Consider the following 21,573-nt stretch of genomic DNA (forward strand, 5'->3'; position numbering starts at 1 on the left):
AATTGAATGGTTTCATTAATAGTGGCACACGCAAAACAGAACGTTATCGGCTTTAAGGGCGATATGCCCTGGAGCCTGCCGGCCGATTTAAAAGGATTAAAAAAACTGACGACCGGGAATACGATAGTTATGGGGCGTAAGACATACGAAACGCTCGGACGACCGCTGCCAAACCGCAGAAACGTCGTGTTGACAACGAACAGGGGCTTTTCAGCTGACGGTGTCGATGTCATTCATTCGATCGACGACATTAAAGGCCTGCCGGGCAAAGTATTTATCTTCGGCGGCAGTACGATTTACAACCAGACCATGCACCTTGTCGATGAGATGTATATTACCGTTATCGACGAACAGTTTGCCGGCGACACATTTTTCCCGGAATATGATATTGACAGCTGGACGGTGAAAGCAGAGACCGACGGTACAGTAGACGATAAAAACCGCTATCCGCATCGTTTCCTTCACCTGACAAGAGAGCTTTAACAGATGGCAAAAAATATATGGATGATTTTATTCTTCGTGCTGCTCATAATCAATATCGCTGTCATCGTCATTATCGCTTCATTCCTTAACCAGTCGTACGAACAGACAAGTGAAAATAATCCGTCCGGTGAACCCAATGAACTGGAGTTTATTTTAACGAACAGCACGGTTGAAACACTCATCAACGACAATATACCGTACGATGAATTTACTGTTAATATAAATACAGAGGGCATAGATGTCGATATCGAGCAGGAGGTGCTCGGTTTCCCCATTAACTCAAGCATTTCCGGCAATCCGGTCGTAAACGGTGATAACATTGTCATTCATTTAACAGACCTGAATCTCGCCGGCCTGCCGCTCAGCGAAGACACAGTTTATACAGCACTCAGAAAACTCATCGAGCTGCCGGAAGGCATTCAGCTGAGCGAAAGAGAGCGTGCGATTGTTATCGACATGTCGCTGTTTGAACAGTACATCGGCGGGGAACTTCAAGCCGATAAAATAGACTATGAAAACGATGCATGGTATTTTTCAGTTAACAACAATTTCTAGGAGGCAGTTATTTATGGCAACAGCAACTTTAGCAGGCGGATGTTTCTGGTGTTTAATCAAACCGTTTGACCAGTGGGACGGCGTAAAGAAAATCGTTTCAGGTTATTCAAACGGAGATAAGCAGAATCCAACATACGCTGAAGTATCAACAGGAACAACAGGACATATAGAAGCTGTACAGATTGAATTCGACGAAGAAGTAATGAGCTACCGCGAGCTGCTTGAAGTATTTTTCAAGACATTCGATCCGACGGATACCGGCGGACAGTTCGGTGACCGCGGACCGCAGTATATGCCGGCCGTATTTTACCACGACGAAGCACAGCATCAGACAGCGCTCGATTTAATTAAAGAACTCGACGAAGCAGCTATCTTCCCCGGTCCGATCAACACACCGGTACTGCCGTATAAAAACTTCTACGAAGCAGAAGAAGAGCACCAGGATTTCCACGAAAAGAATCCGGGTCATTACAACGCATATTATAAAGGCTCCGGACGTAAAGGATTTATAGATCATGTATGGGGTGAAAATTAATGGCGAGAAAAGATATCAGCGAATTAACTGAACTGGAAAGACAGGTAATGAAAGAAGACGGTACCGAAGCACCTTTTGAGAACGAGTACTGGAAACACTTCGAGGAAGGGATTTACGTCGATAAGCTGAGCGGCAAGCCGCTGTTCACTTCAAAAGACAAGTTCGATTCTTCATGCGGCTGGCCGAGCTTCGCCAAATCATTGTCCGATGAAGATGTATCAGAACACGTGGACACGTCGTTTGGCATGCGCCGTACGGAAGTCAGAAGTGAAACTTCGGACTCCCACCTCGGCCACGTCTTCCCGGACGGGCCAACGGAACTCGGCGGCTTAAGATACTGCATCAACTCTGCAGCACTTGATTTTATTCCAAAAAGCGACCTTGAAAAAGAAGGCTACGGTGAATACGTCAAGCTGCTGGAATCAGGCGAGTAATATGAAAGACCGCCCGTATTACCAGTATATGAAAACAGAACTCGGTGCAAAAACGGACATCGGTGAACTCGCAAATCACATCATCGATGACATGTCTTTCCCGAAGTACTCAAATAATTACGAAGAAATATCGGATTACCTTGAAAAGAACCCTTATCTTAATATATCATTAGATACGTTTGATGAAAGTTTTTCAAATTACAAACAATGGCTACAATCATAGAGGAGATGAAAATATGAGTATTCATATCAATGCAAAACAGGGCGATATCGCCGACACTATTTTACTGCCGGGAGATCCCCTGCGTGCGAAGTATATCGCTGAAACGTTTTTAGAAGACGTTGTATGCTACAACGAAGTACGTAACATGTTCGGATACACCGGTACGTACAAAGGCAAGAGAATTTCTGTACAGGGTACGGGTATGGGTGTGCCTTCAATTTCAATTTACATTCACGAACTTATGCGTGATTACGGCGTTAAAAACTTAATCCGTGTCGGTACTGCCGGTGCATTAAAAGAAGAAGTTAAAGTACGCGACGTTGTTATCGCACAAAGTGCAACAACTGACTCTTACCAGAATGCAAAATTATTCGGCAACGTGAGCTACGCGCCGACTTCAAACTTCGAACTGCTTCTTTCAAGCTACAACGAAGCACAAAAACGCGGTCTTGATGTGAAAGTCGGAAACGTCTACACAGCAGACTCATTCTACGATACAAAGACTGACACGAAGCAGCTTGCAGACTACGGTGTGCTCGCAGTGGAAATGGAATCTTCAGCACTGTTCACAATCGCAGAAGAATACAATGCACGCGCACTGGCTATTCTGACAATCTCTGACCACCTGATTACAGGAGAGGTGACAACTGCAGAAGAAAGACAGACAACATTCAACGATATGATCGAAGTTGCTCTGGATGCAGCAGTGCCGTTTATCGGAAAATAATATATTAATTAATGAAGAACAGTGATTTCACTGTTCTTTTCTTTTCATTAAGCGGTTAAACTGATAATATATGAGTAATACATAGGTAGAAATTAGGTGCATATCTTGAGCGAAGAAAACAATGATAAGAACGTTCAGCCGAAACTCCGGTCCGTTCAAATGAATATATTCTGGTTTATCGTCATTATTTTAACGACGATTATTGCCAGTGTGGTAATTACAGCAATTTCAATTTCAAATAACCAGGAACGTGCAGTCAACGTCGGAACCGATACGAGAACCGAGTTTGCGAAACTGTACAGCGTTTACGATACGCTCACTGAAAACTACTACGAAGATGTCGATTCGGACGCGCTGATTGAATCTTCCATCCGCGGAATGGTCGAAGGACTTGAAGATCCGTACAGCGAGTACATGAGTATCGATGAAACCGATGAATTCGAAGAGAGCATTACAGGCGATTTTGAAGGCATCGGTGCAGAAGTCATGCAGGAAGGCAGCAAAATTATTATCTCAAGTCCGATGAAAGGCTCACCGGCAGAGCAGGCGGGTATTGAACCCGGCGACCAGATTCTTGCTGTTGACGGCGATTCACTGGAAGGTAAGACAACGACAGAAGCAGTACAGCTCATCCGGGGTGAGAAGGGTACCGACGTCGTACTGACGATTCAGCGCGGCTCAGGCAGCCCGACTGATATTACAATTACACGCGATACGATTCATATCGACAGTGTGACATATGAGAAAGTCGACGGTGTGGGTCATATCAGCATTAACAGATTCCAGCAGGGCACGACCGACGAATTCAGCAAGTTTATCGATGAGGCGGCCAATGACGGTGTGAAGGAACTCATTATCGACTTCCGCTACAATCCGGGCGGCCTGTTAAACGAAGCCGTGACGATGATCAACCAGTTTATCGAACCGGAAACAGCGGCGCTGTACCTGGAAGATAATACGGGTAATCAGCAGGAAATCATCACCGAAAACGAGAAAAATGAAAACACCGAATCATTCAACGAAGTGTACATTTTAATTAACGAAGGTTCAGCAAGTGCCTCAGAAGTATTTACAGGCGCACTGGATGACCTGACAGATGTGACGATCGCAGGAACAACTTCATTCGGTAAAGGTGTCGTGCAGCGTACGAGCGAGTTTAAAGACAACTCGATGCTGAAATATACGAACACGAAATGGCTGACACCTGACAAGACATGGGTGCAGGACGATGGAATCAAGCCGGACATTGAACTGATTAATCCGGACTACTACCGCATCGAACTGCTGACAGAGGACGAAGTCTTCGCAGAAGGCCAGGAAAACGAGAAGGTACTGTCGATTAAAGTCGCACTCGACGCGCTCGGCTATGATATTAAGTCGTTTGACAATCACTTTGATGCCGGGCTGACAGCAGCTGTGAAGGCTTATCAGAACGATAAAAACCTTACAGCCGACGGTATCGTCACAGGCGAAACGACGACGGGCATTCTGTCCGACATCCGCGAAAAGATTAACGACAACGACGCCCAGCTGAATTATTTAATCGATTACATTAACGGTGACCAGTCCATTATGGAAATTGAGCAGAAGGCACGGAATAATGCACCGCACATTCCGCCGGTCACTGAAGATGAACAGCATTTAACTGATGAAGCAGAAGACGAAGAAGAATAAGACTTCAAATTCCGTACATAATCACCGTGTACGGAATTTTTTGTTGTAGACAATTTGTAAATAGTTTAAAGTAAAGTCAATAAGTATTATGGAGGGCGCTTATGGTTTCAGATAATAAAAAAGTTATGCTGACAGGCGGCGGTACAGTCGGCCATGTAATGCTGAACAAACTTCTAATTCCTGAATTACAAAATAAAAATATTGAGCCGCACTACATCGGTTCGAAAAATGGCATCGAGAAAGACATTATTGCGGATATGAACATTCCGTATCACAGTATCTCGAGCGGCAAGCTGCGCCGTTATATTTCTTTTGAAAACTTAAAGGATATTTTTAAAGTGGTAAAAGGCGTTTTGGATGCCAAGAAAATTTTAAAGCGTGAAAAACCGCTGTTCGTCTTTTCAAAAGGCGGCTTCGTCTCCGTGCCGGTCGTCCTCGCTGCGGCCGCAACAGATGTACCGGTCTATATTCACGAATCTGACTTAACACCGGGACTCGCAAACAGAATCGCGAGCAAGTTCGCAACGAAAGTATTCACGACGTTTGAAGCGACGACGGAACACTTTACCGATGCGAAAGCAGAATACCTCGGACCGGCGATCCGTCCGGAATTAACACAGGGCTCACACGAAGAGGGCTATGCGCTCACCGGATTCAATTCAGCGAAACCTGTACTGATCGTTATGGGCGGCTCACTCGGTGCGAAGAAAATTAACGAGTTCATTCACTCACACATCGATACGCTGACAGAAAAGTATCAGATTATCCACTTAACAGGGAAGGGCAACGTGAACAAAAAGGTTAAAGCTGCCGGCTACAAACAGTTCGATTACGTCGGCGACGAGCTTGCACACCTATTGGCAATCAGCGACATCGTCATTTCACGGAGCGGCTCAAATGCAATATTTGAATTACTGCACGTTAAAAAGCCGATGGTATTAATTCCGCTCGGACTCGATCAGAGCCGCGGCGACCAGATTCAAAATGCGAAGCACTTTAAGAAGCAGGGCTACGCAGAAGTACTGAAAGAAGAAGATCTGAACCTTGAAAATCTCGGGAACACACTCGATGACATCGATAACAGATACAGTGAAATCACATATAAAATGACACAGTTTAAACACGGCTTCCACCCGGATGAACTTGCCGCTAAACTGATTGGGGAGGCGTCGCAAAGTGAGCAGAAGTAAGAAAATGTCTTTATTTCTCGTCTTCACTTTAATATTCGGCGTCATCGCCGTCTTTCATGAGTCGAGACTCGGGCGCTGGATCGACCGTGAAGTCTACGAGTTTATCTATGCATCAGAAAGTTTCATTACGACAGCGCTGATGCTCGGCTTTACACAGCTCGGCGAAGTACTGTCGATGATCGTCATGTCACTGATTCTGATTTCAATACTGATGCTGTACAAATTAAAAATTCACACGTTGTTTATTTTGATTTCAATGATTGCATCAAGCATTCTGATTCCGGTATTAAAAAACTCATTCGACCGCGAGCGTCCGTCTATGCTCCGCCTGATTGAAATTTCCGGATTCAGTTTCCCGAGCGGTCACGCAATGGGCTCGACAATATTCTTCGGGTCGCTTGCGACGATAATTAAACATACGGATCTGAATAATAAAGCACTCCTTATGACGGTGTGTGCAACATTCATTCTGATGATTTCATCATCCCGTGTATACCTTGGTGTACACTACCCGACAGACGTGCTGGCAGGCGTCGTTATCGGCCTTGCAGTCGTTGTTGGCACAAGTGCGCTGCTCCATAAAAAGCTCAGAAAACCGCGCTTAATTTAAAAGAATTTTTTCTTCAAATATTATCATTGCTTAAAGTATTCCAAGGAATTATAATGAGATTACTTTGGGTGAAATTAAGACGGCAGGTGATAATATGGCAATAAATTTATATGAAAACATTACGCTTGAAAATGACAGAATCAGACTCGTGCCCATGCAGTTAAGCCACGCCGCAGAACTTCAGTCTATTAATCATGACAGTATTTGGACCTACATGCTATTTCAGGCAACAACAGAAGATGCAATGAGCGAATGGATTCAAAGTGCCATCGAGCTCCGCAATCAGCTGAAATCGATTCCCTTTGTTGTCGTATTAAAATCGACAGGCGAAGTAGTCGGTGCCACACGTATCCAGCACATTGACTACGAACGTCAAAGCTGCGAAATCGGCGCCTCCTGGTTCGGAACGAAAGCACAGCGCACATTCATTAACTCAGACAGCAAATACCTGCTGCTTGAATACTGCTTCGAAGTCCTTCATCTCATGCGTGTCCAGGTACGCGCAGACGAGCGCAACGAACGCAGCAACAAAGCAATCGAAAGAATCGGCTTCACAAAAGAAGGCGTGATCCGTAAAGAACGTGCACTGCACGGTGTGCCGCGCAATTTAATAATCTATTCAATCATCGACGATGAATGGCCCGAAGTTAAAACGAATTTACTTATTAAACAGCAAAGCTATATGATGGACACACCAAATACAATCGTAAGTTAATAAAATAAATATAATTAAAGACCGGCCGGCTCCTTTTGAAAGGAGCTGACCGGTTTTTTGTTTGTTTTGGCGGTGTGGGGTTGGTTCGTGCCCGCCGGTGCACCTCGTCAACCCCGCGAAGTACACCAGAGCCCGCCGGTGCACCTCGTTAATGCCGCGAAGTACACCAGAGCCCGCCGGTGCACCTCGTCAACCCCGCGAAGTACACCAGAGACCGCCGGTGCACCTCGTCAATTCTGCGAAGTACACCAGAGACCGCCGGTGCACCTCGTCGATCCCGCGAAGTACACCAGAGACCGCCGGTGCACCTCGTCAACCCCGCGAAGTACACCAGAGACCGCCGGTGCACCTCGTCAACCCCGCGAAGTACACCAGAGACCGCCGGTGCACCTCGTCAACCCCGCGAAGTACACCAGAGACCGCCGGTGCACCTCGTTAATTCCGCGAAGTACACCAGAGACCGCCGGTGCACCTCGTTAATTCTGCGAAGTACACCAAAGCTCGCCGGTGCACCTCGTCAACCCCGCGAAGTACACCAGAGCCCGCCAAAACACCATCTGTCCCCGAACCCCGTACAAATCCCCGTACAAATCCCCGCACACCGCACCTTTCATTTTTAAACAACCGCATTTTCATGATAATATGTAGACAAAGTAGGTGAGGCTTATGCCGGAAGTGTTAGTTGTTGAAGACGAAACGAATTTAGCCCGTTTCATAGAATTGGAATTAGGCCACGAAGGGTACAATGTGACGCTCGCGGCTGATGGCCAGGAGGGGTTCACCCTCGCATCGGAGAATGATTACGATGTGATCCTCCTGGATCTGATGCTGCCAAAGCTGAACGGTCTCGAAGTGTGCAGGCGTCTCAGAAAAACAAAGGATACGCCGATTATTATTATTACAGCAAAAGGGGATACGTACGATAAAGTTGTCGGTCTCGATTACGGTGCGGATGATTACATCGTGAAGCCGTTCGAGATTGAGGAACTGCTCGCGCGCCTTAGAGTAATTATGCGCCGCAGCAAGACGGCGGAGGCGAATCACGATACGCTCGGTCTGCACGGCATTTCGATTGATACGTCAGCGTATACTGTTCAGATTGACGGTACGCCGATCGACCTGACGAAAACGGAATATGAGCTTTTGTATCTGCTCGTAAAGAACACGGGCATCGTTATGAAACGAGAACAGATTCTCGATATTATATGGGGGTACGACAGCGAGGTCGAAACGAATGTCGTCGACGTATACATCAGATATCTCCGCAATAAACTGAAACCGTTCGACAAGGATAAACTGATTGAAACTGTCCGCGGTGTCGGGTACGTGATCAGACAATGAGCCGGGTCACATCGCTCCGCACCCAGTGGCTGAAACTGTCGATTTTAATTATTACGATTACTTATATTCTGTTCAGTTCGCTGCTCATTTACGCGACGAGCGTTTATCTGAAAGACCAGGAGTACCGTTCAGTTTCGCGGAGTCTTGAAGACGTGAGCTCGCTGTATGAAAATCAGCCGTTCAACTCGATTACCGAACGGGATATTTATACGAGTCTGTACGACCATCAGCAGATGGGGCTGTACACGCTGAGCGGGGAAGAAGTTTACCGCTGGCCGATCCGCACACAGCTGAATGTGGATACGGAGTTTGAGGCGAACATTAATCCGGTAATTGAGACAGCGAGCGTCGACGGCGATGATTATCTCGTCGGCACGCGTATGCTGCAGTCGGATTACTGGCACGGCTACGTGTCTGTTGTGCACCCGTTAAACGAGTACAATACGATAATCCGCATGATGCTGTTCATCGCTACGATTATAGGGTTTTTATCGGTTACATTTACATCGATTATCAGTTATTTCTTCTCGATCCAAATGGTGAAACCGATCGGACGGTTCACCGGGCAGCTGAAGAAAATTGAAAATCAGGGGTTCGCCGAACGTCTCGATTTAAAGACGAACATTGTCGAAACCGATTATATGATTGAAACGTTTAACAATATGATGTCGGCGCTCGAAGAGTCGTACAATCAGCAGAAGCAGTTCGTCGAGGATGCGTCCCACGAACTCCGCACGCCGCTCCAGATTATTCAGGGGCACCTGCAGCTGATCAACCGGTGGGGCAGAAATTCACCGGAAGTACTCGATGAGTCGCTCGGCATATCGATAGAAGAACTGAAGCGCATTAACAAACTCGTGGAAGAACTTCTGCTGCTGACAAAAAACGAGGGGCAGGATTATTTACACAACGAGTATATTAATTTAAATGATGAGATTAAGAGCCGTCTCGAAAGTCTCGATAAAGTTCATCCGGACTATACGTTTGAAGCGCGGCTTCATAAGGGTAAGGTCATGTATCCGATTAATAATTATCATTTTGAACAGATGCTTATTATTTTCCTCGATAACGCAATTAAGTTCGACACGGAGAATAAGCATATTACTGTAGGCTCTGAAGTGGATCGTGACGGCAATATCGAAATTACGATTACCGATTCGGGTGTCGGTATACCGGAGGCGGAAATCGATCAGGTATTTAACAGATTTTACCGCGTCGATAAATCCAGAAGCCGTGAACAGGGCGGAAACGGACTCGGCTTATCCATCGCCAAAAAACTCGTGGAATTGTACCGCGGAGACGTGTGGATTACAAGTGTTGAAGGAAAATCGGCCACTGTTCATATAAAATTCACAAAACCTAAAAATTAACATCGAAAACTTTAGTTACAATCTACAATTGTGCTTTCAAGAAGCCCGGTAAGATGGTAAAATTTTAATCGTATTGAGTATTTAAAAAACATAAAGAGGTGGCAGTACAATGCAACAAAATGAAGTTGAGAATGCTCCTGTTAGATTTGGTACAAATCTAGGCATGATTCTTGAGTATTTTGACATGTACAAAGAAGACCCAAATTCAGTATCTGAAGAAATGCAGTTACTATTCGACAGCATTGCTTCTAATGATGGCAGTAATACTCGTCAATCAGGACAGGCACTCAGTTCAACAGGTCAGGACAAAATCAAAGGGATTTTACAGTGGTTAAATGACATCAGACAATACGGTCATTTAAAAGCGGACGTTTACCCGCTTTACACGCCGGAAATCGACAACGCACCTGACTTTGATTTCAATGCATACGGTTTTTCAGATGAAGATCTTGAAAATCTGCCTGCAGGTATCGTTTCCGAAGCGCTTGCCGACAAATTCGACAATGCACTCGAAGCAGCACGTTACCTGGAAAAAACTTACACATCACCGTTGTCTTATGAGTACACTCATATTAACAACAGTGAAGAGAGAGAATGGCTTCAAAATACGATTGAAGGACTCGGTGAAGTCGAGCTGACAAAAGACCAGAAAGTTTATCTTTTCAAAGAGCTCGTTAAAACTGAAGGCTTTGAAAAATACCTTCATAAAAACTTCGTCGGTGCAAAACGTTTCTCAATCGAAGGGGTGGATTCACTCGTTCCAATGCTCGATCATCTGCTTACCCGCATGGCTGAGGAAAACATTCCGCATCTGCAGATCGGTATGGCGCACCGCGGACGTCTTAACGTCTTAACGCACACGCTTCAAAAACCGTATGCAATGATGCTGAGCGAATTTATGTCGACTGATCCGATGAAATTCCTTCCGGAAGACGGTTCACTTAAACTGACTAACGGCTGGATGGGCGACGTTAAGTATCACCTTGGCGGCGTTAAAACGAGAACTGACAAAGGTATCGAACAGACTGTGACACTTGCCAACAACCCGTCACACCTTGAAATCGTTGGACCTGTTGTTCAGGGACGTACTCGCGCACAGCAGGAGACAACTGACCAGCCCGGAAAAGCAGCTCACGACGTGGACAATTCACTCGGTGTAATTATTCACGGTGATGCAGCGTTCCCTGGACAGGGTGTTAACCCGGAATCGATGAACTTATCGAACCTTGACGGTTACTCTGTCGGCGGAGCGATGCACATCATTACGAATAACCGTATCGGTTTCACGACTGAAGAGTGGGATGCACGTTCGACACTGTATGCATCTGACATTGCCAAAGGATTCGATATGCCGGTATTCCACGTCAACGCTGACCGTCCGGAATACGTCCTGCGTGTAATCGACATTGCAATTCAGTACCGCCAGAAATTCAAAAAAGATCTTGTAATCGATCTTATCGGTTACCGCCGATACGGCCACAACGAAATGGATGAGCCGATGACGACGAATCCGGGTCTTTACAACGAAGTAAACGAATACCCGTCAATCGACAACCTGTACGGTGACAAGCTCGTTGAAGAGGGTGTTATTACACAGGAAGAAAAAGACAGCATCATGCAGGCAATTCAGGACGAATTAAGAGCCGAGCATGATAAGATTGACAAGAAAGATACAATCGTGACTGAAGACATTCAGACACCTGCAGAAATTCTTGAAGGACAGGCAAACGAAGTTGAGGAAGACATTACACTGGAACGTCTTCAGAAGATCAACGACGAGCTGCTTGATTATCCTGAAGGTTTCGCACCTCTTAAAAAGTTAAACAACGTTTTATCAAGACGTAAAAAGCCTTTTGAAGACGATACAGCACTTGTCGACTGGGCACACGCGGAGGCACTCGCATTCGCTACGATTAACCAGGACGGCACGCCGATCCGATTCACAGGGGAAGACGCTGAGCGCGGAACGTTCGCACACCGCCACGCAGTACTTCACGACCCAGAAACAGGTGAAAAGCACACGCCGCTGCACAACATCAGTGACTCGACAGCTTCATTCGAACTGTACAACTCGCCGTTAACTGAAATGGCGGTCGTTGCCTACGAGTACGGCTACAACGTTGAAAACAACAGTGCGTTAACTATATGGGAAGCTCAGTACGGAGACTTTGCAAATATGGCACAGCCTATTTTCGATGTATTCGTATCATCTGCACATTCCAAGTGGGGCGAAAGAACTGCTTTAACACTTCTCCTGCCGCACGCACAGGAAGGTCAGGGTCCGGAGCATTCATCAGCGCGTCTTGAAAGATATTTACAGCTTTGTGCTGAAAACAACATGACTGTTGTAAATCTGTCGAGCAGTGCCAACTACTTCCACCTGTTACGACGTCAGGCGAAGTACCTTAACACAGAAAAAATGCGTCCGTTAGTAGTGATGTCACCGAAGAGCCTGCTGCGTAATACGACAGCAAGCCAGCCTGCAAGCGAATTTGTACAGGGTCAGTTCCATGAAATTATCGTGCCTGAGTACAAGAAAACAAAAGTGAAAACTGTAGTCATCGCGAGCGGTAAAATGGCAGTGGATCTTCTTGAAGCACAGGCTAAAGAAGAATCACCTAACGACGAAGTTATGATTATCAGACTGGAACAGCTGTATCCGTTCCCGGCTGAAGCAATTAAATCAGTACTTGATGATATTTCAGGCCTGAAGGAAGTCCGCTTCGTACAGGAAGAACCGCAAAACCAGGGTTCATATCATTTCGCACTGCCGTACCTGCTTGACATCGTTCCGGGTAAAGCGAAACTTAACTATGTCGGCAGAAAACCGAGCGCTTCGACTTCTGAAGGCAACGGCGGATCTTACAAACTTGTACAGCAAAACATTATCGGGAAAGCTTTAAAATAATAGGGGGTAAATTATACAATGGCTGAAATTATCGTGCCTGAATTAGCAGAATCTATCACAGAAGGAACTATATCTACATGGTTTAAACAAGTTGGGGACACAGTTGAAAAGGGCGAAAACGTTCTTGAACTTGAAACTGATAAAGTAAACGTGGAAATCGTCAGCGAAGAAGCCGGCGTCATTTCTGAACTTAAAGCTGAAGAAGGCGACACTGTCGAAGTTGGTCAGGTTGTCGCTGTAATCGGCGAAGGCGGCAGCGCACCTGCAGAGAAGAAAGAGGAAGCTCCTGCTGATAAAAAAGCTGAAGAAACTAAATCTGAAGATGCAGCACCTGCTGAAGAAGACGAGAGCGATGAGTTAGTTGTTGCAACGCCTTCAGCACGTAAACTTGCACGTGAAAAAGGAATCAAAATTTCAGACATCAATCCGACTGACCCTCGCGGTTTAGTTCGCAGCCAGGATGTTGAAAACCACGGCAATGCACCTGCACCTAAAGCAGAAGCAAAACAGGAAGCACCTAAACAGGCAGCTCCTGCAGCAAACGCTGCACCTGAAAAACCTGTCAGACGCGAAAAAATGTCACGCCGCAGACAGACAATTGCGAAACGTCTTCTTGACGTATCACAAAACACTGCAATGCTGACAACGTTTAACGAAATCGACATGACTAACGTTATGGAACTCAGAAAACGTAAAAAAGAAAGCTTCCAGGAGCGCAACGACGGTACGAGACTCGGCTTTATGTCGTTCTTCACTAAAGCTGCAACAGCTGCACTGCGTAAATACCCTGCAGTAAACGCTGAAATCGACGGCGCCGACTTAATTTACAAAGAGTTCTTCGATGTATCTATCGCAGTATCAACTGACGAAGGTTTAGTTGTACCGGTAGTACGCAACACAGACCGCAAGACATTTGCTGAAATTGAAAATGATATCGCATCATTAGCCAAGAAAGCGAAAGAGAAGAAATTATCTTTAGACGACATGGCAGGCGGTTCATTCACAATTACTAACGGCGGTGTATTCGGTTCATTAATGTCAACACCGATCATCAACGGTACCCAGGCTGCGATTCTTGGAATGCACACAATCCAAAAACGTCCTGTAGCTGTAGGCGACGACATTGAAATCCGTCCGATGATGTACATTGCTTTAAGCTATGACCACAGAATTATCGACGGTGCTGAATCAGTAGGCTTCCTTAAGACGATAAAAGAGCTTATCGAGAACCCTGAAGATTTATTATTAGAAGGCTAAATTTAAAACAATTTCATAAGAGAAGGTATCCGCGCGATACCTTTTCTTTTTTAATTAGGAGGAAAACACATGCTTCAAAATGAATGGGAAAATAATAATTTGAGAACGGTCACTGTAAAACATACTGATGCAGAAAAGTACAAAGTATCTGATATGCTTACTGTCGGCAAGGAATACACAGTCGTAAATGAAACCGAAGAATACATTTTCGTTAAAGACAATTCCGGTAAAGTCGGCGGATTTTACAAAACTTATTTTTTATAACTAAAATGTCAGATAATTTCAAAAACTTGTAGATTTTTTTGCCATTGTGGTGTATTATTATCTGCATACTAATTTTTTATTACGAAGAGGCGATGTCCATGAGTACAAAACAAGTCATAATGGTAGGGTTCACTTTATTTGCCATGTTCTTTGGAGCTGGTAACTTAATCTTCCCTCCGGCACTCGGGTTCGGGAGCGGAGAATACTTCTGGACTGCAATAATTGCATTCGTCCTTACAGGAGTAGGTCTTCCACTGATCGGAGTTATCGTAGGGTCAATATCAAAAGACGGATACAGAGAGTCACTGAAAAATATCCATCCGGCTTTTGCAATAATATTTCTGGTTGCAATTTATTTAACAATCGGGCCGTTCTTCGCAATTCCAAGAACAGCTACAACTGCATATGAAATGTCAATCGTTCCATTCCTGAGCGAAAATACAGGCGTCTGGCTGCTGATCTTTTCACTGGTTTATTTTATCGTAGTCTTATTATTAAGTCTTAGACCGGGAACATTGGTTAACAGTATCGGACAGGTGTTAACACCGCTGTTACTTATCGGGATTGTCCTTTTAATCGTAGTCGCTGGAATTGCGTACTTCAGCAATCCAATTAATCCGGCTGCAGAGTCATTCCATCAGTCTTCACCGTTTACAACAGGATTTACCGAAGGATACTTAACGATGGATGCCATAGCGGCAATCGCATTCAGTGTACTTGTACTGAATTCCATCCGTCAGCTCGGTGTTACCAACCGTCGTGATTTACTCGTCGGCACGGCAAAATCAGCACTCCTTGCAGCATTCCTGCTCGGTGCAATCTACATTTCACTCGGCTGGCTTGCAAACCGCGTAGACCTTGGCGGCGCAACAGTAGATGATCAGAACATGGGTACATTCCTTCTGACATTTATGAGTAACGATGTATTCGGCGTATTCGGGCCGATTCTGCTTGGCCTGATTGTATTATTCGCTTGTATTACTACAGGTACAGGACTTATCGTTTCGGTATCGGAATACTTCAACAGCATTCTGCCGAAAGTGCCATACAAAGTATGGGTAGTACTGTTTGTATTAATCTCATTCGGACTTGCAAACCAGGGTCTGAATCAGGTTATCGCAACAAGCGTACCGATTCTGTCCATCATTTACCCGGTAGCAATGACAACAGTACTGCTGCTGATCCTGACGTACTTCGTACCGTCACCGAGACTTTCACTGCAGATTCCGGTCTATCTGGTATCGGCACTGTCAATCATCTCTGTCGTACACAGAAACGGCTGGGCAGACTTCAGCTTCCTGGAATCACTGCCGCTGTTCGGCTACAGCTTTGAATGGATTCCATTCATGATTGTCGGCTATATCGCAGGATACCTGATCGGCATGAAGAAACCGAGAGTAGAATACTCGTAAAAACTGATTAAACCATATGATGACCGCTCTCCCGTGTTGGGAGAGCGGTTTTTTTTGTGGGGCGGTGTGGGTGTGTGGGTGTTGGTGTGTGGTCCAACGAGCGGGTGACGACGGACCAGAACAGCCGTTGTTGGACCAACGAGCGGACCACGACGGACAAAATCGGCGCTATTGGACCAACAAGTGGACCACGACGGACCAAATCAGCCGTTGTTGGACCAACGAGCGGACCACGACGGACAAAATCAGCGCTGTTGGACCAATGAGCGGACTACGACGGACCAGAACAGCGTTGTTGGACCAACGAGCGGGTCACGACGGACAAAATCAGCGTTGTTGACCCAACGAGCGGACTACGACGGACAAAATCAGCGTTGTTGGACCAATGAGCGGACTACGACGGACCAGAACAGCGTTGTTGACCCAACGAGCGGGTGACGACGGACCAGAACAGCGTTGTTGGACCAACGAGCGGACCACGACGGACAAAATCGGCGTTGTTGGACCAATGAGCGGACTACGACGGACCAAATCAGCCGTTGTTGGACCAACGAGCGGACCACGACGGACAAAATCAGCGCTTTTGACCCAACGAGCGGGTCACGACGGACAAAATCAGCGCTTTTGACCCAACGAGCGGACCACGACGGACAAAATCAGCGCTTTTGACCCAACGAGCGGACCACGACGGACCAGGGCCAGAACAAGAACAGAACTTTTTATCCAGAACCAAACCGCTCCTCCAGCAACCGCAAAAACGCCCTCTCTGCATAATGCAGGAGGGCGCCAGCCGATTTTATATTGTTTTATTAGTATCTGTGCTTATCTTTTATCTGCAGCAGGCGTTCTTTCAGCTCTTTTTCCATCGTCACAAGTTCTCTTTCAGCTGATTTGCGCTTCTGTGTACCTTCCGACTGGATTCTGAGAGTTTCTTCGATTGTTGTCACCAGGTTTTCCTGTGTTGTTTTCAGCGTTTCAATATCGACGATGCCGCGTTCGTTTTCTGTCGCTGTTCTTAGCGAGTTCTGTTTCAGCATTTCACTGTTTTTCGTTAACAGATCGTTGGTTGTGTTTGTCACTTCACGCTGTGCTTTTGATGCCGATTCCTGACGGAGCAGTGTAAGTGCGATTGCCATCTGGTTTTTCCATAATGGAATACTTGTCAGAATCGAGCTTTGGATTTTCTCTGCCAGTGTCTGGTTGATGTTCTGGATCATACGGATCTGCGGTGCAGACTGCAGTGTAATCTGTCTCGACAGTTTAAGGTCGTGCACGCGTTTTTCAAGACGGTTGATGTACTGCATCATGTCGTTGACGTCCTGCACATCCATCTGGTTATTTGACGCATCCGCCTCAGCTTTTAAGCGGGGGAGTGTTTCATTTTCAAGTTCTTCTTTTTTCAGCTCCGCCGCTGCGATATATATATTAATTGCATCGAAGTAGTCTTTGTTCTGGTTGTATAAACCGTCGAGCATATTTACATCTTTAATAAGCACTTCTTTCGCGTGCTCAAGCTGGATGGAAATACGGTCGACCTGCGATGCGATACTCTGATGCTTTGAAATCATTTCATTGACCGAGCGTTTCATCTTACCGAACAGACGCTTGAAAATATTGCTTTTTTCGTTCGTCAGCTCCTCCGGGTCAATCTCTTTTAATTTCTTCATCAGTTCTTCCAGCGTGTCGCCGATAGGGCCGACATCTTTCGACTGAACCTCGTTCAGCATCTGGTGCGAGAATTTCGACATTGCCTGCTGCGCATTCGCACCGTAAGTGATCAGTGCGTCGTTGTTCAGTGGCTCAATTTTATCTTTAATTTCACGAATCGATTTTAAGTCCGATTCGCTGAACTGATCTTTGAACGTCGTCAGTATCTCACTCTGCTTCGGCGCTTCCTCCACAGACTGTTCAGGCTGCAGTATTAAATTGTCGTTCGTATCATCAGCTTCTTTAAATGGATCCATAAGCAATTCATCTTTAATGTTTCTTTCATCAGCCATTTTCTTCACCCCGGTGTACTTTTTCTTTTTCTGGTTTACGTTTCTTATTTAAATTCACTTTTTCTTTACCCAGTTTATTATCGAGTGCTGCATGGCGCTTTTTCGCGCGCTGGGAGTTCATCTTAATTAAATCGCGCTCGACATTTAAATCCTGATAGCTGCTCTGGTTCATATGAGACAGGTTGGATGTCAGCGTCCGTTTCAATTCTAACATTGATAAACGCGTCTCGTGGAGCTGAATACGCTCATCCTTTGATTTACCGGGCATTTTGTACAGGTAGAGGTACTTTTCGATCGTGTTGACCGCTGTCTCCAGATTCGAATGAAAAAACTGCTGTACGCTGTAAAACTGCTTCGGTTCTTCTTCTACAGATGAAATAATCGTTTTAACGATCCGGTTAATATCGAATATCATCTTCGCATCTTTGATCGATCTGATATTAATATAGCTGGAACGCAAACGATTCGTATGCTCCTTCGCGTGAGCGAGCTGTTCTTTTATATATTTATACTCACTTTTTGTGAGTTTCAATTTCTCTAAATGCTTTTTATGTGAAATGTGCTGGGCGGGGAGGTAGGATGCCCCAAAACCGCCGATACCGATCATGACGTCTAAAAACATATGAATATCAAATACATTAGACGATAAAATCCAGGCGGTGAGGCCCGCCGGTACCGCAATCACAGAAGCAATGAAATGTGAAAAATTGCTCTTCATTGTTCAAAACCCCTTAGTCTATAAGTGCCTATTTATTATAATTATAAAGCGTTCTGCTTGATAATGCTAATTATACGCGTTTATAATAATGAATAATATCGGCGAGGGAATGGAGTTTTAATCATGTATGAAGTCGTAATTGTCAGAGCGGATTATGAAGGCTGGTGGCTCTTTGAGGGCTGGCAGGATGACATTATAACCAGGCATCAATTTAATGATGATGCAGCACTGACAGCTGGCTACAGTTCCATTATTAACCAGATGAAAAAAGAGTATAACAGCTACATTCAGGGGAAATATGATCTATATGCATTTTTTAATGCATGTGAAATTGAGTTTTGTGAAGACTGCGATGAAGATGTTCAAATATACTATACGCCGATCATGACTAAAGATAACGAAATTTACAGAAAATAATGAATCTTAATGAAAAACGTCACAAAATAGTCGGATAATCGTTTGCAATATAACAAAGCGTATTGTATAATATGAATCATCAGTAAGTTCTTCTTATTGATAATTTACGTCTTTTGGAGGATTTTATTAATGAAACAAGGTACAGTGAAATGGTTTAACGCAGAAAAAGGATTCGGATTCATCGAAATTGAAGGAGAAAACGACGTATTCGTACACTTCTCAGCAATCAACCAAGAAGGCTACAAGTCTCTTGAAGAAGGTCAAGCAGTTGAATTTGAAGTAGTTGAAGGCGACCGCGGTCCACAAGCTGCAAACGTTGCTAAACTATAATTATAAATTGATTCATTAGAATAATTTGTAACTTTTAAGCAGTTATCCGGAGATAATCCGGATAGCTGCTTTTTTATTTTGGGTGATGTGGCGGTGGTCGGATTGGACGAGGTCGCGGTTGGTCGCGGTCGGACTGGCTGTGCTGGCGGTCGGTTCACAACGGGGAACCGACGTTGTGATCCGGGCCTGGTCCATTCACAACAGGGAAGCGCCGTTGTCATCCGGGCCTGGTCGATTCACAACGGGGAAATGCCGTTGTCATCCGGAGCTGATCGATTCACAACGGGGACACGCCGTTGTCATCCGGAGCTGATTAATTCACAACGGGGATACGCCGTTGTCATCCGGAGCTGATTGATTCACAACGGGAAATCGCCGTTGTCATCCGGGACTTCTCGGTTCACAACGGGGGAATGCCGTTGTCATCCGGGGCTGGTCGATTCTCAACGGGGAAATGCCGTTATCATTCGGGACTTCTCGGTTCACAACAGGGACGCGCCGTTGTCATCCGGGCCTGATCGATTCACAACGGGGGCGCGCCGTTGTCATCCGGGACTCGTTGGTTCACAACGGGAAATCGCCGTTGTCATCCGGGCCTGATCGATTCACAACGCGGAAGCGCCGTTGTCATCCGGGCCTGGTCGATTCACAACGGGGATATGCCGTTGTCATTCGGCGCTGCTCGATTCACAACAGCAAAATCTTAACATGATCCCAGCATCACCTATAAGCTGAACAAATTCTTTTATCATCAGAATACAATTACCTGCATGATTTACGCTCAATTTAAAATAACACTAAACTTTAATTATCCTTCATACACAAAGAAAATAGAATAGTTTCCTGAAAAATTGTCCTGTAATATATTCCCATAAATAGCCAAATTAGTGTAGAAAGTAAACCAGTTTTGCTATTTTTGTTTAAAAGTAACTTTTTTAAAAGGAATCAGCACTTTTCACCTATATATAGGGTAGGAGGGTTTTTATTTAAAAAAAGGAGGATGCTGGATGTTTATCAATGAAAGAACAAAACCACACGAATTACTGTTTTACGAGGCGCTTGCTGTAAGGACTTCATTAACGAAAAAAGAGGAGAGGGATTTATCGAATATCCGAAAAGGATTCGCCGGTGAAAAACTGTATGACGAGATTTTTGATGAAACAGGACATGGAAATATAATCATTTACAGGGATGTGTTTCTCAATATCGATAATTCCATTACCCAGTTTGATTCGCTGATTGTCAGTGATAAAGGGATTATTGCCAATGAGATTAAAAATTTTACCGGCAATTGTACAGTGCGCAGCGGAAATTGGATGTTGAACAATTTTCCGATAACGAAAGATGCATTCAGCCAGCTGAACAGATCTGTAGGCAAGCTCATGGATATGAGGAATCTTGCCCAAAGTGATTTTAATGTCTCAGGTAAGATTATTTTTCCAAGTGATACTTTTACGTTTAATACCGATGATCAGACTAACTGGAATAAAATTATTCTGCGCTCCGGATTACGCGATTATTTTTATCAGTTTAATCAGGCCGGCATTAGTTCCGGAAACAAAGCCCAGTTTATTTCAAGAATTATCAGCAGCTGTATTGTCGACAATCCATATTTTAATTTGGAAGCCGATAAAATCCGTCTGAAGTTTGGGCTGTACTGCGGGCAATGCGGCAGCTTTAATCTGAACAGAAAAAGATTTCATTTGTCATGTAATAAATGCGGATGCACTGAGTGCAATGAAACACACCTGCTCCGCGCGATGAGTGACTATAAATTTTTATTTTATAATCAGCCGATGAGCCGTAACTCGTTGTTGGAGTTCATAGATAATGAAATTCCAGTTCATACAGTGTCCAGGTTTCTGAATAAGCACTGTTATCAGCATAAAAAAGGAAATATAAGCCATTATACTTATAAATACTTCGATTTTGATGATGCCGTGAAAAAGTCAGACGTTTATTTACGTTATAAAGATAAAATCCTTGTCCTTGGATGATCACGGGGGAACCGACGTTGTCATTCGGCGCCGACCGGTTCACAACGGGAAAACGCTGTTGTCATCCGGGGCTGCTCGGTTCACAACAGGGAAGTGCCGTTGTCATTCGGCACTGCTCGGTTCACAACAGGAAACCGACGTTGTCATCCTGGGCTGCTCGGTTCACAACAGGGAAGTGCCGTTGTCATTCGGCACTGCTCGGTTCACAACAGGAAACCGACGTTGTCATCCGGCACTGCTCGGTTCACAACAGGAAACCGACGTTGTCATCCGGCGCCGACCGGTTCACAACAGGAAACCGACGTTGTCATCCGGCGCCGACCGGTTCACAACAGGAAAACACCGTTGTAAACCGAACCCCGAACCCACCACAAAACCCCCATCCAAACTCACAGCCTGGACGGGGGTCGCAT

General features: G+C 45.2%; 21 protein-coding genes. 19 read left to right on the top strand and 2 right to left on the bottom strand.

Translation table 11 applies throughout. The annotated features are described in order from the left end of the window. Positions 1-6 precede the first annotated feature (6 nt). The 16 genes from RZ44_RS04305 (at position 7) to brnQ (ending at position 15,698) form a co-directional block, all read left to right on the top strand. A complete protein-coding gene (locus tag RZ44_RS04305) occupies positions 7-483 on the top strand; it encodes a dihydrofolate reductase (protein WP_035808871.1) in 477 nt (158 codons plus the stop codon). A 3-nt stretch (positions 484-486) separates the two neighbouring features. Then, positions 487-1,038 (top strand): DUF2140 family protein, encoded by a 552-nt coding sequence (locus tag RZ44_RS04310; protein WP_035808872.1) that lies wholly within the window; start codon positions 487-489, stop codon positions 1,036-1,038. 13 nt (positions 1,039-1,051) lie between these two features. After that, positions 1,052-1,573: a peptide-methionine (S)-S-oxide reductase MsrA gene (gene msrA / locus RZ44_RS04315; RefSeq protein WP_035808874.1), complete on the top strand. Its 522-nt coding sequence runs from the start codon at positions 1,052-1,054 to the stop codon at positions 1,571-1,573. Further along, positions 1,573-2,007, top strand: coding sequence for a peptide-methionine (R)-S-oxide reductase MsrB (gene msrB, locus RZ44_RS04320; RefSeq protein WP_035808875.1), 435 nt, complete (start codon positions 1,573-1,575; stop codon positions 2,005-2,007). The genes msrA and msrB overlap by 1 nt, the downstream gene beginning before the upstream one ends. Beyond that, the gene (locus tag RZ44_RS04325; protein WP_231856253.1) at positions 1,973-2,230 is read left to right on the top strand and encodes a YozE family protein; all 258 of its coding nucleotides are present in this window, start codon (positions 1,973-1,975) and stop codon (positions 2,228-2,230) included. The genes msrB and RZ44_RS04325 overlap by 35 nt, the downstream gene beginning before the upstream one ends. A gap of 13 nt (positions 2,231-2,243) precedes the next feature. Then, complete coding sequence (gene deoD / locus RZ44_RS04330; RefSeq protein ID WP_035808879.1) at positions 2,244-2,957, top strand: purine-nucleoside phosphorylase; 714 nt, start codon at positions 2,244-2,246, stop codon at positions 2,955-2,957. A gap of 96 nt (positions 2,958-3,053) precedes the next feature. Then, positions 3,054-4,631, top strand: a complete 1,578-nt coding sequence (locus tag RZ44_RS04335) for a S41 family peptidase (RefSeq protein ID WP_407927282.1) — start codon at positions 3,054-3,056, stop codon at positions 4,629-4,631. Positions 4,632-4,732: 101 nt separating this feature from the next. Beyond that, positions 4,733-5,821, top strand: a complete 1,089-nt coding sequence (locus tag RZ44_RS04340) for an undecaprenyldiphospho-muramoylpentapeptide beta-N-acetylglucosaminyltransferase (RefSeq protein WP_035808881.1) — start codon at positions 4,733-4,735, stop codon at positions 5,819-5,821. Further along, positions 5,808-6,431: a phosphatase PAP2 family protein gene (locus RZ44_RS04345; RefSeq protein ID WP_035808883.1), complete on the top strand. Its 624-nt coding sequence runs from the start codon at positions 5,808-5,810 to the stop codon at positions 6,429-6,431. Before RZ44_RS04340 ends, RZ44_RS04345 begins: the two co-directional genes overlap by 14 nt. Before the next feature lie 94 nt (positions 6,432-6,525). Beyond that, positions 6,526-7,146: a GNAT family N-acetyltransferase gene (locus tag RZ44_RS04350; RefSeq protein ID WP_141638979.1), complete on the top strand. Its 621-nt coding sequence runs from the start codon at positions 6,526-6,528 to the stop codon at positions 7,144-7,146. A gap of 666 nt (positions 7,147-7,812) precedes the next feature. Further along, complete coding sequence (locus tag RZ44_RS04355) at positions 7,813-8,487, top strand: response regulator transcription factor (RefSeq protein WP_035808886.1); 675 nt, start codon at positions 7,813-7,815, stop codon at positions 8,485-8,487. Continuing rightward, positions 8,484-9,857, top strand: a complete 1,374-nt coding sequence (locus RZ44_RS04360) for a HAMP domain-containing sensor histidine kinase (RefSeq protein ID WP_035808888.1) — start codon at positions 8,484-8,486, stop codon at positions 9,855-9,857. Before RZ44_RS04355 ends, RZ44_RS04360 begins: the two co-directional genes overlap by 4 nt. Before the next feature lie 109 nt (positions 9,858-9,966). Then, the gene (locus tag RZ44_RS04365) at positions 9,967-12,765 is read left to right on the top strand and encodes a 2-oxoglutarate dehydrogenase E1 component (RefSeq protein WP_035808889.1); all 2,799 of its coding nucleotides are present in this window, start codon (positions 9,967-9,969) and stop codon (positions 12,763-12,765) included. An 18-nt stretch (positions 12,766-12,783) separates the two neighbouring features. Continuing rightward, complete coding sequence (gene odhB / locus RZ44_RS04370; protein WP_035808892.1) at positions 12,784-14,022, top strand: 2-oxoglutarate dehydrogenase complex dihydrolipoyllysine-residue succinyltransferase; 1,239 nt, start codon at positions 12,784-12,786, stop codon at positions 14,020-14,022. Between the two features lie 69 nt (positions 14,023-14,091). Then, positions 14,092-14,286: a DUF6501 family protein gene (locus RZ44_RS04375; RefSeq protein WP_035808894.1), complete on the top strand. Its 195-nt coding sequence runs from the start codon at positions 14,092-14,094 to the stop codon at positions 14,284-14,286. 98 nt (positions 14,287-14,384) lie between these two features. Then, entirely contained in the window at positions 14,385-15,698 is a 1,314-nt protein-coding gene (gene brnQ, locus RZ44_RS04380; protein ID WP_035808896.1) for a branched-chain amino acid transport system II carrier protein, read from the top strand. 809 nt (positions 15,699-16,507) lie between these two features. Here brnQ and RZ44_RS04385 read toward each other — a convergent pair. Together RZ44_RS04385 and RZ44_RS04390 are read right to left on the bottom strand one after the other, a co-directional pair. Beyond that, positions 16,508-17,698 carry a toxic anion resistance protein gene (locus RZ44_RS04385; RefSeq protein WP_035808897.1) on the bottom strand — a complete coding sequence of 397 codons (1,191 nt, stop codon included), beginning with the start codon at positions 17,696-17,698 and terminating at the stop codon, positions 16,508-16,510. Continuing rightward, on the bottom strand, positions 17,691-18,416 hold the full coding sequence (locus tag RZ44_RS04390) for a 5-bromo-4-chloroindolyl phosphate hydrolysis family protein (RefSeq protein WP_035808900.1): 726 nt from the start codon (positions 18,414-18,416) through the stop codon (positions 17,691-17,693). Before RZ44_RS04390 ends, RZ44_RS04385 begins: the two co-directional genes overlap by 8 nt. Before the next feature lie 123 nt (positions 18,417-18,539). Here RZ44_RS04390 and RZ44_RS04395 point away from each other — a divergent pair, with 123 nt between their 5' ends. The 3 genes from RZ44_RS04395 to RZ44_RS04405 all read left to right on the top strand — a co-directional run bounded on the left by RZ44_RS04395 (position 18,540) and on the right by RZ44_RS04405 (position 21,160). Next, positions 18,540-18,833: a DUF1033 family protein gene (locus RZ44_RS04395; RefSeq protein ID WP_035808901.1), complete on the top strand. Its 294-nt coding sequence runs from the start codon at positions 18,540-18,542 to the stop codon at positions 18,831-18,833. A gap of 129 nt (positions 18,834-18,962) precedes the next feature. Continuing rightward, positions 18,963-19,163, top strand: a complete 201-nt coding sequence (gene cspA, locus RZ44_RS04400; RefSeq protein ID WP_026859816.1) for a cold shock protein CspA — start codon at positions 18,963-18,965, stop codon at positions 19,161-19,163. A 1,007-nt stretch (positions 19,164-20,170) separates the two neighbouring features. Then, on the top strand, positions 20,171-21,160 hold the full coding sequence (locus RZ44_RS04405; protein ID WP_035808903.1) for a nuclease-related domain-containing protein: 990 nt from the start codon (positions 20,171-20,173) through the stop codon (positions 21,158-21,160). The last annotated feature ends 413 nt before the right edge of the window (positions 21,161-21,573 follow it).

It is taken from the genome of Jeotgalicoccus saudimassiliensis (assembly GCF_000756715.1).
Classification (GTDB): domain Bacteria; phylum Bacillota; class Bacilli; order Staphylococcales; family Salinicoccaceae; genus Jeotgalicoccus; species Jeotgalicoccus saudimassiliensis.

Excerpts from the sequence above, each read along its gene's own strand:
- RZ44_RS04305 (WP_035808871.1), top strand. The coding sequence starts at position 7 with ATGGTTTCATTAATAGTGGCACACGCAAAACAGAACGTTATCGGCTTT.
- RZ44_RS04310 (WP_035808872.1), top strand. The coding sequence starts at position 487 with ATGGCAAAAAATATATGGATGATTTTATTCTTCGTGCTGCTCATAATC.
- msrA (WP_035808874.1), top strand. The coding sequence starts at position 1,052 with ATGGCAACAGCAACTTTAGCAGGCGGATGTTTCTGGTGTTTAATCAAA.
- msrB (WP_035808875.1), top strand. The coding sequence starts at position 1,573 with ATGGCGAGAAAAGATATCAGCGAATTAACTGAACTGGAAAGACAGGTA.
- deoD (WP_035808879.1), top strand. The coding sequence starts at position 2,244 with ATGAGTATTCATATCAATGCAAAACAGGGCGATATCGCCGACACTATT.
- RZ44_RS04340 (WP_035808881.1), top strand. The coding sequence starts at position 4,733 with ATGGTTTCAGATAATAAAAAAGTTATGCTGACAGGCGGCGGTACAGTC.
- RZ44_RS04350 (WP_141638979.1), top strand. The coding sequence starts at position 6,526 with ATGGCAATAAATTTATATGAAAACATTACGCTTGAAAATGACAGAATC.
- RZ44_RS04355 (WP_035808886.1), top strand. The coding sequence starts at position 7,813 with ATGCCGGAAGTGTTAGTTGTTGAAGACGAAACGAATTTAGCCCGTTTC.
- RZ44_RS04360 (WP_035808888.1), top strand. The coding sequence starts at position 8,484 with ATGAGCCGGGTCACATCGCTCCGCACCCAGTGGCTGAAACTGTCGATT.
- RZ44_RS04365 (WP_035808889.1), top strand. The coding sequence starts at position 9,967 with ATGCAACAAAATGAAGTTGAGAATGCTCCTGTTAGATTTGGTACAAAT.
- odhB (WP_035808892.1), top strand. The coding sequence starts at position 12,784 with ATGGCTGAAATTATCGTGCCTGAATTAGCAGAATCTATCACAGAAGGA.
- RZ44_RS04375 (WP_035808894.1), top strand. The coding sequence starts at position 14,092 with ATGCTTCAAAATGAATGGGAAAATAATAATTTGAGAACGGTCACTGTA.
- brnQ (WP_035808896.1), top strand. The coding sequence starts at position 14,385 with ATGAGTACAAAACAAGTCATAATGGTAGGGTTCACTTTATTTGCCATG.
- RZ44_RS04385 (WP_035808897.1), bottom strand. The coding sequence starts at position 17,698 with ATGGCTGATGAAAGAAACATTAAAGATGAATTGCTTATGGATCCATTT.
- RZ44_RS04390 (WP_035808900.1), bottom strand. The coding sequence starts at position 18,416 with ATGAAGAGCAATTTTTCACATTTCATTGCTTCTGTGATTGCGGTACCG.
- RZ44_RS04395 (WP_035808901.1), top strand. The coding sequence starts at position 18,540 with ATGTATGAAGTCGTAATTGTCAGAGCGGATTATGAAGGCTGGTGGCTC.
- cspA (WP_026859816.1), top strand. The coding sequence starts at position 18,963 with ATGAAACAAGGTACAGTGAAATGGTTTAACGCAGAAAAAGGATTCGGA.
- RZ44_RS04405 (WP_035808903.1), top strand. The coding sequence starts at position 20,171 with ATGTTTATCAATGAAAGAACAAAACCACACGAATTACTGTTTTACGAG.